Source organism: Huijunlia imazamoxiresistens, from assembly GCF_037132455.1.
GTDB classification, from domain to species: Bacteria; Bacteroidota; Bacteroidia; order Chitinophagales; family Chitinophagaceae; genus Flavisolibacter; species Flavisolibacter imazamoxiresistens.
This window is the reverse complement of sequence record NZ_JBBBEI010000007.1, coordinates 285231-299382: the sequence shown is the minus strand read 5'-3', so window position 1 is coordinate 299382 and position 14152 is coordinate 285231. Positions and strand designations below refer to the sequence as shown.

General features: G+C 57.2%; 7 protein-coding genes and 1 pseudogene. 2 read left to right on the top strand and 6 right to left on the bottom strand.

Annotated features, from left to right (window positions below):
* A pseudogene (locus tag V9K67_RS11555) lies at positions 1–432 on the top strand (beta-galactosidase); the annotation flags it as partial.
* A 271-nt stretch (positions 433–703) separates the two neighbouring features.
* On the top strand, positions 704–3214 hold the full coding sequence (locus V9K67_RS11550) for a right-handed parallel beta-helix repeat-containing protein (protein WP_336722538.1): 2511 nt from the start codon (positions 704–706) through the stop codon (positions 3212–3214).
* A gap of 153 nt (positions 3215–3367) precedes the next feature.
* Here V9K67_RS11550 and V9K67_RS11545 read toward each other — a convergent pair whose 3' ends face one another.
* The 6 genes from V9K67_RS11545 to V9K67_RS11520 form a co-directional block, all read right to left on the bottom strand.
* Positions 3368–4117, bottom strand: coding sequence for a polysaccharide deacetylase family protein (locus tag V9K67_RS11545; protein WP_336722535.1), 750 nt, complete (start codon positions 4115–4117; stop codon positions 3368–3370).
* 7 nt (positions 4118–4124) lie between these two features.
* Complete coding sequence (locus V9K67_RS11540; RefSeq protein ID WP_336722533.1) at positions 4125–5561, bottom strand: sialate O-acetylesterase; 1437 nt, start codon at positions 5559–5561, stop codon at positions 4125–4127.
* A 197-nt stretch (positions 5562–5758) separates the two neighbouring features.
* On the bottom strand, positions 5759–7561 hold the full coding sequence (locus V9K67_RS11535; RefSeq protein WP_336722532.1) for a RagB/SusD family nutrient uptake outer membrane protein: 1803 nt from the start codon (positions 7559–7561) through the stop codon (positions 5759–5761).
* A gap of 27 nt (positions 7562–7588) precedes the next feature.
* Complete coding sequence (locus tag V9K67_RS11530) at positions 7589–10780, bottom strand: SusC/RagA family TonB-linked outer membrane protein (RefSeq protein ID WP_336722530.1); 3192 nt, start codon at positions 10778–10780, stop codon at positions 7589–7591.
* 46 nt (positions 10781–10826) lie between these two features.
* Complete coding sequence (locus tag V9K67_RS11525; RefSeq protein WP_336722529.1) at positions 10827–12299, bottom strand: fasciclin domain-containing protein; 1473 nt, start codon at positions 12297–12299, stop codon at positions 10827–10829.
* Between the two features lie 83 nt (positions 12300–12382).
* Entirely contained in the window at positions 12383–14149 is a 1767-nt protein-coding gene (locus tag V9K67_RS11520; RefSeq protein ID WP_336722528.1) for a fasciclin domain-containing protein, read from the bottom strand.
* Positions 14150–14152 lie beyond the last annotated feature (3 nt).

Genomic DNA, 14152 nt, shown 5'->3' with positions numbered 1-14152 from the left:
GCCGGCGCCAACGCCGACAGCGCTTTCGCTTCCATTGACGACAACGAGCTGAGCGACTGGTACAACGACGGCAACCTGTCCACCGCCTGGGTTGAATACGAACTGGAGCGGGAAGCAACCGTCAGCGAAGTGACCCTGAAGCTGAATAACTTCCGCAGCCGCGTGTACCCGCTGGTGATCACCGTGGACGGCAAGGAAGTGTTCAACGGCCTGACGGAAAAAAGCCTCGGTTATTGCACCGTGGCCTGCCAACCCACCAAAGGCAAAAAGGTGCGCATCCGCCTGGCCGGTTCGGCAACCGCCGAAGAGAACAAGCAGGTGGAAGTATCGGGCGCCAAGCTCGATGACGGCGTGGCCCGCGACGACAGCAAAGCCACCGGCCGCCTGAGCATCATCGAGGCCGAAGTGTACGAAAAGCCCGCGCAATTGTAATTCCTACTTCCTGTGTTCCGACACGGGAAAACATCAAACAAACCTACAGACCGGTCCGGCAGCACCCCGCTGCCGGCCGCTGTAGGTTTTCTTTTTTTCCGGGCATAATTGCCTGGAAAACAGGACGGCGCAGGTCGGTTACTGCTGGAAGAAGTACGAACTTGTCCTCCTAATCAAGCCGTTTATTCCCCTTATCTAACGACAGCCATTACCCGCTACACGGCACTTGCATTTTCATCATAAACCCTTCTTAAACGATTAAACACTTGCTATGCTTAGAAATTTACTTTTTCTTGCGGTATTCCTGTGCTCCTGCAGCCTGGTGGCACACAGCAAAACCTATTACGTGGCGCCCGCCGGCGACGACGCCAATGCCGGCACCATCGACGCTCCCTTCCTGACCGTTCAGCGGGCCCAGACCGCCGTAGCGGCGGGCGATACCGTGTACATTCGCGGCGGCCTGTACCTGATGCAGGAAGCACAGATCGCGCTGCTCACCACCGTGGGCACTACGAAATTTGCCTATGTTACCAACCTGACCAAAAGCGGCGCCTCCGGCAAGCGGATCAACTACTGGGCGTATCCCGGCGAACGGCCGGTATTTGATTATTCGAACGTCAAACCTGCCGATACCCGCATCAATGCTTTCGAGGTCACCGGGTCGTGGCTGCACCTCCGGGGCCTGGAAGTGGTGGGCGTACAGGTGACCACCAACCAGAACATCAACACCCAGTCCATCTGCTTTTCCAATAATGCCTCCAGCTCCACCGGCGGCAGCAACAACATTTACGAGCAGCTCAGCATGCACGACGGCATGGCCATCGGCTTTTACCTGACCCGGGGCGGCAACAACCTGGTGGTCAACTGCGACGCCTACAACAACCGCGACAGCATTTCCGGCGACAAGCTGGGGGGCAACGTGGACGGCTTCGGCGCCCATCCCAACCGCGACACCTACACCGGCAACGTGTTCCGCGGCTGCCGTGCCTGGTACAACAGCGACGACGGCTACGACTGCATCAACTCCTACGCCGCCATCACTTTTGAAAACTGCTGGTCGTTCCGCAACGGCTATTCCACTTCGGGCCAGAGCCTGGCAAACGGGCTGGGCTTCAAGGTAGGCGGCTTTGGGGTGTCCACGCCTCCCTCCGGGCTGACCACCGTTCCCCGCCACACCGTGCGCTATTGCCTGGCCGTGTACAACAAGGCGTCCGGCTTCTACGCCAACCACCACATGGGCGGCAACGACTGGTACAACAACACCGCCTACCGGAACAGCACCAACTTCAATATGCTGAACCGCAGCCAGGATTTCTCCCAGGACGTGCCGGGCTATGGCCACGTGCTGCGCAACAACATCAGCTATGCGCCCCGCTCGTCGAACGCCTTCATCAGCGATTACGATGCGGCCCAGTGCACCATAGACCACAACAGCTTTTTATCCACCGGCCTTACCCTGAACTCTTCGGACTTCCGCTCCCTGGACACCTCCCTGTTCCGGACGCCCCGCCTGGCCAACGGCGACCTGCCGGTAACCGACCTGCTGCGCCTGGCAGCCGGTAGCGACCTGATCAATGCCGGGGTCAACGTGGGCCTGCCGTTTGCCGAAAGCGCCCCCGACCTGGGTTATCTGGAATATACGCCGGCCCCTCCGGCGGCAACGGTCACCTCCATCAAAAGGCTGGCGCCGGCCGAAGCCATCACCACGGCCAACTACGTGGTATACCGGGTGGTCTTTTCCGAGCCGGTGACCGGCGTGGATGCGGGCGATTTTATCCTTACCGGGACCGGTACGGTTGCCGGCAGCGTCGCCTCCATCAACGCGCTGGCCGACGGTAAGACCTACGAGGTGGGCGTAAATGTGGTGACGCGGGGCGGCTACCTGCGCCTGGAAGTCATCGCAGCGCCTTCCATCCGCAACTTTAACGGCGATGCCCTGGCCGGCGGCTTTGGCACCGGCGAACGCTATATCCTGGACAAGTTCGAACAAACGATCACCTTCGCGGCCCTTGAAGAAAAAGGATACGGCGACGCCGACTTCGATGCGGGTGCCACCGCCACTTCCGGCCTGCCCATCGCGTACACGTCTTCCAATCCTGAAGTAGCCGAGATCGTCGACGGCAAGGTGCATATCAAAGGCCTGGGCACGACGCTTCTTGCGGCCGCACAGGATGGCAATCAGCAGTTCGAAGCGGCACCGGCAGTAGTGCAAACCTTAACCGTTACCGACAAGAAGGCGCCCGGCCAGCCCCAGGCGCTCACCGTTACCAAAACAGCGGACGGCAAGGTGGGACTGATGTGGCAGGCCTCCGGTGATGATATCGGCGTCACCGGCTACTACGTGTTCCTCAACGGCAAGCAGCTCAACGAACAGCCGTTAACCGCCACCACCTACATTACCGATGCTCCTGCCGGCAGCCTGGTATATGCCTTTACCGTCATCGCTGCCGATGCCGCAGGTAACCTGTCGACCGAAAGTGCTACCGCCCTGTTCTCCAACAGCAACGGAAACGGCGGCGCCAACAGCTCGCTGGAAATCCTAAAAGTGTTTCCCAATCCCAATGAAGGCAACTTTAAAGTACGCCTGAACAGCAAGGAAACCGGTACCGTGAACACTTGCATCTACAACAGCAACGGCGTACTGGTTCAAAGCGTCAGCGAAGGCAAGAGCGGCGATGTGTACCAGCATCAGTTCAACCTGCAAGGGGTGCAAAAAGGCATGTACCTGGTACGGGTAGCCGTAGGCGCCTTTGTACAAAGCAGCATCGTCATGATCCAGTAGGCTTTCCACACAAACGTATCGATAAACACAAAGAGGGCGTCCTTCCGGACGCCCTCTTTGTGCGTAGACCTCACCCGTCGTCTCGCCAGGAGCGAGACGCCACCCTCCCGCTAAGGCGGGACAGGTTCTCCAAATGGAGAGGGTGGCGCCGCTTTAGCGGCGACGGGTGAGGTTTTCCAAATCCCGCATGGCGATCACCTTGAAGTGGTGCGCTTTCATGTAGTCCAGGTACTGGGTAAACACGGTTTCCGAGGTCGTGTAATCGGGATGGGCGGCGTCGGGAACGCCGTGGATGGTGAATACCAGCACCTGCCCGGGCTGCAGGCTTTTGAGGGCCGTCCAGGTACGCTCCTGCAGCTTTTCGGTGGAACCCATGGTGTAGGAAGGAATGGCCAGCGCCGGGTGCTGCTTTGGATCATAGAGCTTGCTGCCGCCGGTACGGGCGAACTTATACCCCATTTCCTTCAATACCACCTGCGGCAGCGAATCCTCGCGGTTGCCGGGATAGGCAAAGGATATGGGCTTGGGAATGCCGTACTCCCTGCACTTGTTTTCGATATAGCCCACCTCCCGCAGCATTTCCTCGCGGGAAAGCTTCGTCATGTTCTTATGATGACCGGTATGGTTGCCCACCTCGAAGCCCATTTTGTGGAGCCCGGCGATCTGCTTCCAGTTCATGGAATTCACGGTATCGGCGGGATTCTTCCAGGGAAAATCGCAGACGCAGAAGGTAGCGCCGAAGCGGTATTTTTTCAACAGCGGGGCCACGACGGTATAGTGGCTGATCTCGCCGTCGTCGAAGCTGAGCACTACGGTCGGGGCCTGGACCTGTTCGCTCTTTTTCTGGGCGAACAGGCTGAGGCCGGAAAGAGAAAGGAGCAGTAGCAAGTGTACTTTTTTCATGGCGCTTTTATTTTTTATAGGCCCATTGGGCCGCATCGGTCCGGAAGGGAACGGCCGGCAGGCCGGCAGCGTTGACCAGGTTGGGTTGGGCGGTTTCGGTCCAGGCAAAGCGGGCGGTGACCGGCTGGGCCACTTCGGGGCTGGAAAGCACCACGGTGTTGCCGGAAATAACGGCGTTGGCGGCAACGAACTTGCCGTCGCGGCCGGCGAGGGTAAAGTAGTTGGGCTGCTGGCCGTCGGTGGTTTTCAGGCCTTCGGCATTTTTAAAGGAAAGCACCAGTTGTGCCCCTTTCACCTTTGCCCGCTCCAGCTGCGGACCGCTGTAGACGGTATTTTTCCGATTATAGGTTTTTGCCAGGGCCACCAGCGACAGGCGCCGGCCCACCTCCCATTTGTAGGAAGGGTGGATGTCATTGAGGTTGTCCACCAGGTCGGTTATGGTCACATAGCCGGTGTGGGGGATACGGGCCGCCGCCACCTGCTGCTCCCAGAACAGGGGCAGGGTTTCTTCGGTATGGGGCAGCTTGTCCTTCCGCCGGGTGTAGCGGTAGGGTGCTACCAGCACGTAATAAAAAGGCATGGAGTTGTTCTTCCAGGTGGTGCGCCAGCTGTGGACCAGCGCCTGCATCTTGTCGGCATAGCGCATGTCCGGTTCCTCCAGCATGCAGTTCGACTCGCCCTGGTACCACAGCACTCCCTTGAGGGCAAAGGGCGCCAGGGGCTCGATCATGCTGCTGAAGTTGCGGCCGGGAGCCATGCTGTCGATCATGAAGTTGCCGGCGGTAGTTTCTTTACGGAAGGCCGGAAGGGCGGCATAGCCCGAAGGGGGCGTCCAGGGCTCGATACGGCTGCCGCCCCAGGACGAACTGATAATGCCAACCGGCACCTGCAGGGTTTGCTGCAGGTTTTTGGCAAAAAAGTAGCCGGCGGCCGATGCCTGCTCCAGCGCCGCTCCGCGGCTCTCCTGCCAGCCGTTCGACGTGACGTCGGGATGGCTTAATTTCTTTTCCACGGTGAACAGGCGGATGGCGGCATTGGGACGGTTCAACTCCAGGGCGGCGCTGTCCGCTCCCCGGGCGGGATCTTTATAGCCGGCAGGTTTTTTTACCTGGTATTCCATGTTCGACTGGCCCGAGCACAGCCACACCTCGCCCACGAGGATATTGTCCAATACTACGGTCGACGTATCGCTGGTGAGGGTCAGGCTCCGGGGCGTGCTGCTCGCCTGCAGGGGGGAAAGCTGCAGTTGCCAGCGGCCGTCGGCGCCCGCCACCGCGGTCTGTGTCTGGTTGGCGAATTGCAGTTTTACGGTGGCGCCGGGTTTGGCCCAGCCCCAGAGGGGCACCGGCTGGTTTCGTTGAAGGATCATGTTGCTGCCGATCACCCGGGGCAGCCGGATCTGGGCCTGCGCACCGGAAAACAGGAGGCTGAAGCAGGCAATCATTAGATGTTTCTTTTGGAACATGAGGGAGAAGGTTGCTGTTTTTATAGAATGACGCAAAATTAGCCCGACCACCTCAACAGGAAATGGTCTGCCTTATAAAAACACCTCCGCAGGAAAAAGGAGTGAAAAGAAAAACAAAAAAGGCGGTCCCGGATGCCCGGGACCGCCTTTTGAAAAGCAGGGTTGCCTGTTGAAGGCTATTGCCACTTCAGGGGAAGATAGTATTCCCCGGCTAACAGTTTGTCTTTGGCGGTACCGGCAGCGCCTCCGTTTTCCTTAATGAGCTTGTTGTACACTCGCTCTGCGATAAAGGAAGGCTCATTTCTGCGAATGGCTACCCGCAGGAGGTCGGACCAACGCTGGCCTTCATAAGCCAGTTCCAGTGCCGCTTCGTCCACCAACTGGCTTTCGATCTCCCGGGTGCTGTCCGCAGTTACCAGGGGCCGGGAGTTCAGGTACGCCCGTCCGCGCAACCCTGCCATGTCCCGGTAAATAGCCCGGAAGTTCGGGTTATCGCCGCTACGGGCATCGAACTGGTAGGGTTCGGGCAGGTTCAGCGTGTTTTGGATGTCCGTTACGTTGCTGGGAGCGGGCGAGGGCGTATAGGCGCTCCTGATTCCCTGGTTGACCACGGAATAACCCAGCTTGGGATAGCCGTCGCGGGTAGCGGCCTCGCCAAAGTGCTGCCATACCGAAGCGGCCCGGTACAACCACCATTCCCCGTTTCTTCCGTTGGAGTTGAGGGTGGGCAGGAAGGAGCTTCCGTCCAGTGCGTAATACAGGTACTTCATGATCACCGGCTGGCCGCCGATATACTTGACCGTAAAGGAGCCGCGGGCATCATAGGGGAAGAAGTTCTTCTGGGTCTGGCTGTTCCAGGCATCTAGGGCCGCCCGGGAGGGTTTTACCAGGTAGCTTCCGCCAATGGGCGACATCAGCTCGATGAAGGGGTTCTTGGGAGCGAAGTTGCTGCTGAACGGCAATACCCACACCCATTCCCAGTTGTATTGAGCGTCGTAGCTCACCTTGCCGCGGGAGAACATGGAGCGCCAGCCTTCGGTATTGCTTTCGTACAGGTTGTTGATGTCGCTTTCGCGGTAACGAACATACTGAACGGCCAGCTGGTTGCCGGTAGCTGGATCGGGCGCTCCGATGATCTTATAATAATTCTTCTTGGTGTTGTCGTTTCCATCGTTATCATAAGTGGTGATCACCTGCTTGTAGTAAGTAGCCGACTTGCGGTAAGAGGAAGGATCGTATGCCGCATTCCACAAATGAAGGTCGCCCAACAACACGCGCTTGTTGATGAAGAACTTGTTGGTCGGATACTGGTCCACCGTAGTGATCAGCGTGGTGCCGGAAGTGGAATAATCTGCCAGCGTGGGCAGGGATTCCATGGTTTTGATCAGCTGGCTCAACAGTTGCTGGAACGGAAGGTACTGCAGGTTGGCGCCGTTCTTGACATCGGATATGGTGGTCAGCGGGTTGGTGACATACGGAATGCCAACGGTGCCCTTGGCATCCTTGCTGAAGTGGATGCCCAGCTGCAGGTAGGTCCAGGTGCGGATCGCCGCCACATCGGAATAACGCTGGCTGTATTCGTTCTCCTTCAGCTTTTTCTCCGCCAGCATCTTATCGAAATGCGTCAGAACGTCATTGCAGTTCAGAATGACCTCGTAAAACGGCGCGGGGTTGATATATGGGTTGTCCTCGGTAGCGTTATGATTGCTCAACTGCTGCAGGTAGGTGTCCGCATTCGCTGTCGGCGCCATCAGGTCGGCGCGCAGCTCGTTCAGTAATACGTAAGGTTTTGCCAGTTGCAGGAATTTGCCGTAAATGCCCAGCACGGCCGCATCCGCGTCATACACGTTGTTATAGGTCTGCGCAGCGGTCAGCGCACTTTCCGGTTCTATATCCAGCACTTTTTTACACGACGACACCGCCAGGGTACCGGCCAGCGCCGTTAACAAAAAGCCTGATTTAAAAATATTAAATTTCATGTTCAAGTTTCTTATTCTTATTAAAGATTATAATCCAACTCTCAATCCGGCCTGGATGGAACGGAATTGCGGCTCCAGCGTTACATCCACGCCCTGGCCAAACACGCTCTGTGCGGCGCTCATTTCCGGATCGTAGCCCAGGTAATTGGTAAGGGTAAACAGGTTGTTCCCGGTTACATACAGCATGGAATACCTCAGGAAACCGGTTTTTACCGGCAGTTGGTAGGAAAGCGAGGCCGTGCGGAGGCGGAAATACGAACCATCTTCGATCCACCGGTCCGAGAAGCTGCTGTTGCCGACGGCATCGCCGTAAAGGGCACGCGGCACGCTGGTCACCTGGCCGTCGTTTTTCCAGCGGTTCACCATGGCCACCGTCTGGTTGTTGTAATTGGACAGCGACTCCAGCTGGCGACGGGTATAATTGTAAATGTCATTGCCTTTGGAGAAGGTGAAGACCGCTTCCAGGGCAAAGCGCTTCCATTCCACCCGGTTGGTGATGGAACCGAAATAATCCGGGTTGGGGTTGCCGATCACCTGGCGGTCGCTGGCATTAATGACCTTATCGCCATTGACATCCACGAAGCGCATGTCGCCTCCTTTAAAGGCCAGCGGCATACCGTTCGGCTGGATCACCTTCAGGCCGCTGGCAGCGGCTTCCGCCTCGGTGGTAAATACCCCGTTGGTTTTATAGCCATAAAACACGTTCGGATCGTTGCCCACGGCGGTGAGGTAGGTTCCCCCGGCATAATCGGTGGTGAAGCTGCCGTTGGGCAGTTGGGTGATCTGCGATTGATAATGGGCCACGGCCACCCCTAAATCCCATTTCAGCTGCGACTTGTTGAGGATACGGCCCGTCAGCGACAGTTCGGCGCCGCGGGTCTTCAGGGCACCCGAATTGGTCCAGGCGCTGGTGATGCCGGCTATGGTAGGCAGGGTTTCATTCACCAGCATTTTGGAAGTCCGGTTGTCATAGACGTCGAAGGCCAGGTTCAGGCGTTCGTTCAGCAAAGCGGCATCCAGGCCCAGGTTCACCTTTTGCACCCGCTCCCATTGCAGCTGGTCGTTGCCGAAGTTGGCGCGCACCAGGCCCTGGGTGCCCAGGAAGTTCTGGGACGTATAATACTGCTGTGCCGTATAGTTGCCGATATCGTCGTTGCCGGAAAGGCCGTAGGAAGCCCGGAGCTTCAGCAGGCTGATCACGGGGTTATTGGCCAGGAACTTTTCCGAGGACACCAGCCAGGCGCCGGCTACGGAAGGCAGGATGGCGAAGCTGTTCCCGCTCATGTGCGGCGATCCCTTCACATCACTTCCAAACCGGGTGGAACCGTCGGCGGCCATGTTGAACGATACAATATATTTATCCAGCAGGGTATAGTCGGCACCCACGTAGGTATTGACCCACCGGCTGGTACCCAGGTTGCCGCTGGTGGTCCGCAGCGCGGGCAGGGAGTTGTTCACCGCATGCAGCTGGTCGATGGCGGAGTTGGCGCCCATGGCGATGTCCTGTTCGGTCTTGGGTTGCAGGAAACGGATGCCGGCTCGGGCCGACAGGTGGTGAATATTGCGGAACACTTTGTCGTAGGAAAGACGGGTGTCGTTAAACACACTCAGGATCCGCTTGGTCTGCGATCCCAGGCGGCTGTCGGCAATGATGCCGTTGGCCAGGGTATCGTCCACCACGCCCTTGCGGGGGATAAACAGGTTTTCGCGGACCTTGTCTACCGTTACGGCCACGGTGGTGCCCAGGTTCAGGGCGTTGGTAAAGGCGTAATTGAAGTTCACCGATCCGATGAAGCGGTAATTCTTGTTCACGCCTTCCATGTTCTGGATCAGGGCCGCAGGGTTGCTGACCTTAAAGGTATCCGACTCGGCCAGTACCGGGGAAACGGCGCCGGTGGCGGACACTTCGTTGACATGGAGCAGCGGGGACTTTATCAGGGCCGCATACAAGGGGTTGGTTTTGGGGGCCAGGCCCTGGTCTTTCAAATTCTGCTCGTTGTAGGTAAAGCTGAGGTTGGCGGAGGCCGTCATCCTTTTGCTCAGGTTCAGGTCGGCATTGAACCGGGTATTATACCGGCTGAGCTTTGTTTCCTTCAGTACCCCTGTATTGCTGGCGGCGCCCATGGACAGGGCGTACTTGGCAATGTTATCGCCGCCGGTAACTTTCAGGTAATAGTTGGTAAAGGAACTGTTGTCCAGTACCTGCTTCTGCCAGTCCGTATTGTTGTGAAAAGGATAATAAAAAGCATTGGCCGGGTTGTCGTTCATAGCGGGATGGTTGCGCACCTGGGCCTCTGTGGCGCCGGAGGATTGCAGCAGGTCGGACAGGTAGGTCCTGTATTGGGTAGCATCCATTACCGGCAGGTTCTTCGGGGTAAAGTTCACACCGCCGTAAACGGCCGCGTCAATGCGGGTGGCCAGTTCCTTTGCCCTTGCCGTGGTGATGACGATCACGCCATTGGCGCCCTTGGTGCCATACATGGAAGAGCCGTCCTTGAGCACGGTAACGTTATCGATGTCCTTGATGTCGATATAGGCCAGGGGGTTGGTATAGCCATTGGAGATCAGCGAACCGCCGTAATCCTTGATGTCGTAGATAAGGCCGTCGATCACTACCAGCGGCTGGTTGGTGGCGTAGAGCGAAGAGATGCCCCGCAGGTAGATGTCGGCGCCTACATTGGGCGTTCCGGAGCGGCGGATGGCGTTGAGGCCCGCTACTTTTCCCTGCAGGAAGGCGTCCGGCGTTTCGGTTGGGTGCGCCCAGTTATTGGAGGCCTGCACCGAAGTCACGGCATAGGGCGTGCGGCTCAGGGGCTGGCTGCCGAAGGGCAGGTTGGCGGCGTCGTAGAAAGAAACATAGGTTTCCTCGTACAAAGCGGCTGCCACCGTGCTGCGGCCCTGCAGGGCGATTTCCTTGGTTTGATAGCCTTCGCCCTGGACCATGATGGTCACGTCGCGGTTCGGAACCTTCAGGGTAAAACGGCCCAGGCTGTCGGTAATGGCCGCCGAATAGTTCTGATAAGTCACACTCACGGCCCGCACCGGCTGGCCGGTAGCGGCATCCTTGATGGTTCCCTTGATCTGCACGGATTTCCGGGCCGACACCTGCGTCCTTTGGTTGGGAGCGGCGGCACCTGCCGTCGGGTTATTTTGAGCCTCTGCGGACAGGATGCCCAGCAACAATGCGGGTACAACGAGTCCTTTTTTATAGATATTCATTACAAGTAGTGGTATTTGTTAGTTAATAACGCAGCTATCATTCCGCTTACAGTTCCGGTACAAGCTTGATGTAATCCAGGTTCAGGCGAACGCCGGCAGGTTGCCCCGTGGTAGCGGCAGGCGCGGCCAGCCACATATTCAGGGGACCAAAGGAAGACTGCACCCAGTCGCCGATATATACTTCGCTGTAATTGTTAACGGCCACCGCCTTGCCCGTGGCATCGGGAAGGAAATTGGTACCAAAGGTGCCCATGGCCAGACGCTGGTTAAAAACAGCCGGGGCAATGGTACCGTTCACGCTCAGGGTATCGTTCGGGGCGTGCCAGTACACCTTATACTTTACGGAGGCCAGGTTGCCGGTGCGGTACAGGGCGCTTAAGCCGGTGATACCATGGTTATAGGCAAACATGTCGATGAAGGGGGTACCGGAAGGCGTTGCCCGGTAACGGGTAAAGATGGCGGAGACGTTGTTTTGGCGGGGGGTAACCGGGTTGCCGTTCAGGTCGAAAAAGCCGCGGTAGTTTTCCCCCTGTACCACCACGGTCGGGATCTTGTCCTTCACGTCGAAATTGATCCCCCGGATCACATAAGCGATACCGTTGCTCAATTTTTCCGATGCAGCGATCTGCGATTTATCGATGGGGATCTTCACGCCAAACTTCGAGGTCAGCACGGCAGGCAGCTGATCCTGGGTATAAACACCCTCTACAATCAGGTCCTTGGCCACCGCAAAGGACGCCAGGGCGTTGGTGCTGTCGGTGGTGCTGGTTTTGAAATAAGGATTCAGCTTGGCCGATTCTGCCTGGAAGGCCGAATTATCCAGGATGAAATAGGTGTATTGCTTTTCTTCGTTCTGCAGGTCGTATACCTCCGTATTGAAGCTGTTGCGCAGCACGCTGTCCGTACCGGGGCGGTAGATGGGCCGGCCCGTCTGGCTGATGCTGTCGACGATCGCATTGGTGGCGTCGAACACCTTGCGGGTCAGCGACAGGATGAACTTGCTTTGATCGTCGCTGCCGCGGTTCACCAGTTCCCAGGCGTTGGGATAAACCGGCGCCTTTTTGTCAATCACCTGCAGCACGCCATTGCCTACATACCGGTCTTTTTCCACAATCGTGGCTTCATCGAATTTCGTATGCTGAAAAACGACCCGTTTGCCATTGAGCATCGGCACCCGAACGGCCGTTTGCGCATTGCGGGTAAAAAAGGCCTGGTAGGAAATATGGTTGGCGATGAACTGCCGCAGCCGGGCGGAATCCGCCAATATAGCGGCATCCACCACCCCCAGGGCCTCGTTGGTAGGGGCCCATACGGTATAGGTTTTGGAGGAAGCCAGCTCCTTATCCAAACCTGTTTTCTTCAGCAATTCGTAGAAGTTGCTGAGATTGGGATGCTGGCTGATCTCTTCCAGCAGCGTCCTGGTCATGTCCTGGCTCTCTGCCTGGTAGTAATCGTCCCGCTTTTTACAGCCGGCGAGGCATAGGGCAGAAGAAACTACCCATAAGCATAATTTATTCAAACGCATCATTTTCGATTTATGAAGCAATGTTTTTTGATTTTGTTGTTGCGATTTCTCTGGGGATTGCCCCTCTGCGTTCCCGGTTAGTAGATCAGTTTTCCATCCCTGCCAAACAGCGGCTTCAGCTGGTTTTCGCTGATCGGGATGAACTGGATCATATCCAGGTAGTTGATTTCCTGGCCGGTGGAACTGGGGTGGGCAAACGTGATCTTGATGTTGTGCCGGTCGGTGGTTTTCACATCCACGATGCCCACCATCCGGGCTACGTTGTTCAGATCCGCACCGCTGTTGGTCTGGGGCGCCTCGGTGTATTGCTTATAATTCAGCGCTTCCAGCTCGCCCGGCGTGCCCACGGGTTTTTGTTCGGAGAAGTCGAAGGTCCGGTCCATGTTGGTGGTATCCTTGAAGTCGCCGCTGATGAATTGCACGCGGTTGGGAAATGCGGGGTTATTGGTGGAGGCTCTGCCCCTGTAATAGCAGATCCACACCTTATACCGGCCTTTTACCAGCAAAGGCGTACGGAACTGTATCCACAGGTTCCGGGAAGTGGTCCCCATCGGGATGCGCAGGTAATCGCCCCGGAATCCGTAGTAGGTGGTGTTGGTGGCCGGCATCACGTTATAGTTCACGTAGCTGGTGGTGCCCGAGTTGGCGCCGGTAATGATATCGGCAAAGGTGCCGCGGGCAAAGCCTACGCCCCCGCCATTTGATCCGGAAATGGCAGTGGCGGTGGTCGCCTGGCCATAAATGTTGGGCAGCTTTCTCAGCTCGGGCTGGTCGGCCACGTCAAAATCCACCCGCACCGGCACCCGGACCTTTATGGCTAAATGGGATTTTGCCGTATGCACCACGCCGTTGCTGGCGGATACGTCGCTGGCGGAGCGGATCAGTTCCACCCCGGGTTCATGCACGCTGTTGAAGGTAATATCGTTCAGCAGCACCTTCTCTCCTTCCAGTTTGGGGGTGATCACCTCCAGCGGCTGGAGCGTGGCCAGGGAAGTGGTGGAAACGATATCGGCCAGGTACTTGGCATCGGTAAAAATGTGATAGGCCACATACTGGTGCAGCGTGTCGTTCACATCCTTGGGGCCCTTGGGACTGACCTTATTGCTATACTTGGCTTTTAACTGGTCGTAGCTGGTGATGCCCGAATCGGCCAGCGCCTTATTGGTTTCCGCTACCACGGTAAGAAAGCGGCGGGTGGTATCGGGATTGTCCACAATGTTCAACAGGGAGTCAAAACCCGTTTCCTTCACCGCCTGGGTGAAAATGGAAAAATCAGGATTGGCCTGGAGGGTTTGCCAAACGGTTTTTTCGGCCGGCACAAGCACATTGTCCAGCACATGCACGTTGCCGTTCGACAGGCGGATATTGGGCTGGGTCACCACGGCCTGCCGGTTCACGGTATAGCTCGAGGTGCCGTTGATGTTGGAGACGCCGGTCACCAGGTACTGTCCCAGCATGGTTACCTGCTGCAATTTGCCGTCGGTAAAGGAACTGGTATTGATGGTATCCTGGATCAGGTGGAACTTCACGATTTTCTGCAGCTCGGCCTGGGTCATGGCATCCACGGACGCCTTGCCGCTGGCCTGCAGGAATTTCTGCACCCCTTCGTTGGTAGGGGCAAACATGGTGTAGGAACCGTAGGCATTCAGGAAATTGCCGTAACCGGCTTTTTCCACCATTTTGGCAAATTCCGAAAACTGGCTGGGATGCTGCACCAGGTAATCGTACATGTTTACGTCGGTGGTGGTGGCGGTCACATAATCGACCTTTTTACAGCTGTTCAGGTAGCCCAGCGCCAGCACACCCGCCAGTATAGCGACAATAAAAGAAAGTGTTTTTTTCATGTC

Bases quoted from the DNA above. Each gene is read 5' to 3' on its own strand.
- V9K67_RS11530 (WP_336722530.1), bottom strand. From the start codon at position 10,780: ATGAATATCTATAAAAAAGGACTCGTTGTACCCGCATTGTTGCTGGGC.
- V9K67_RS11535 (WP_336722532.1), bottom strand. From the start codon at position 7,561: ATGAAATTTAATATTTTTAAATCAGGCTTTTTGTTAACGGCGCTGGCC.
- V9K67_RS11520 (WP_336722528.1), bottom strand. From the start codon at position 14,149: ATGAAAAAAACACTTTCTTTTATTGTCGCTATACTGGCGGGTGTGCTG.
- V9K67_RS11550 (WP_336722538.1), top strand. From the start codon at position 704: ATGCTTAGAAATTTACTTTTTCTTGCGGTATTCCTGTGCTCCTGCAGC.
- V9K67_RS11545 (WP_336722535.1), bottom strand. From the start codon at position 4,117: ATGAAAAAAGTACACTTGCTACTGCTCCTTTCTCTTTCCGGCCTCAGC.
- V9K67_RS11540 (WP_336722533.1), bottom strand. From the start codon at position 5,561: ATGATTGCCTGCTTCAGCCTCCTGTTTTCCGGTGCGCAGGCCCAGATC.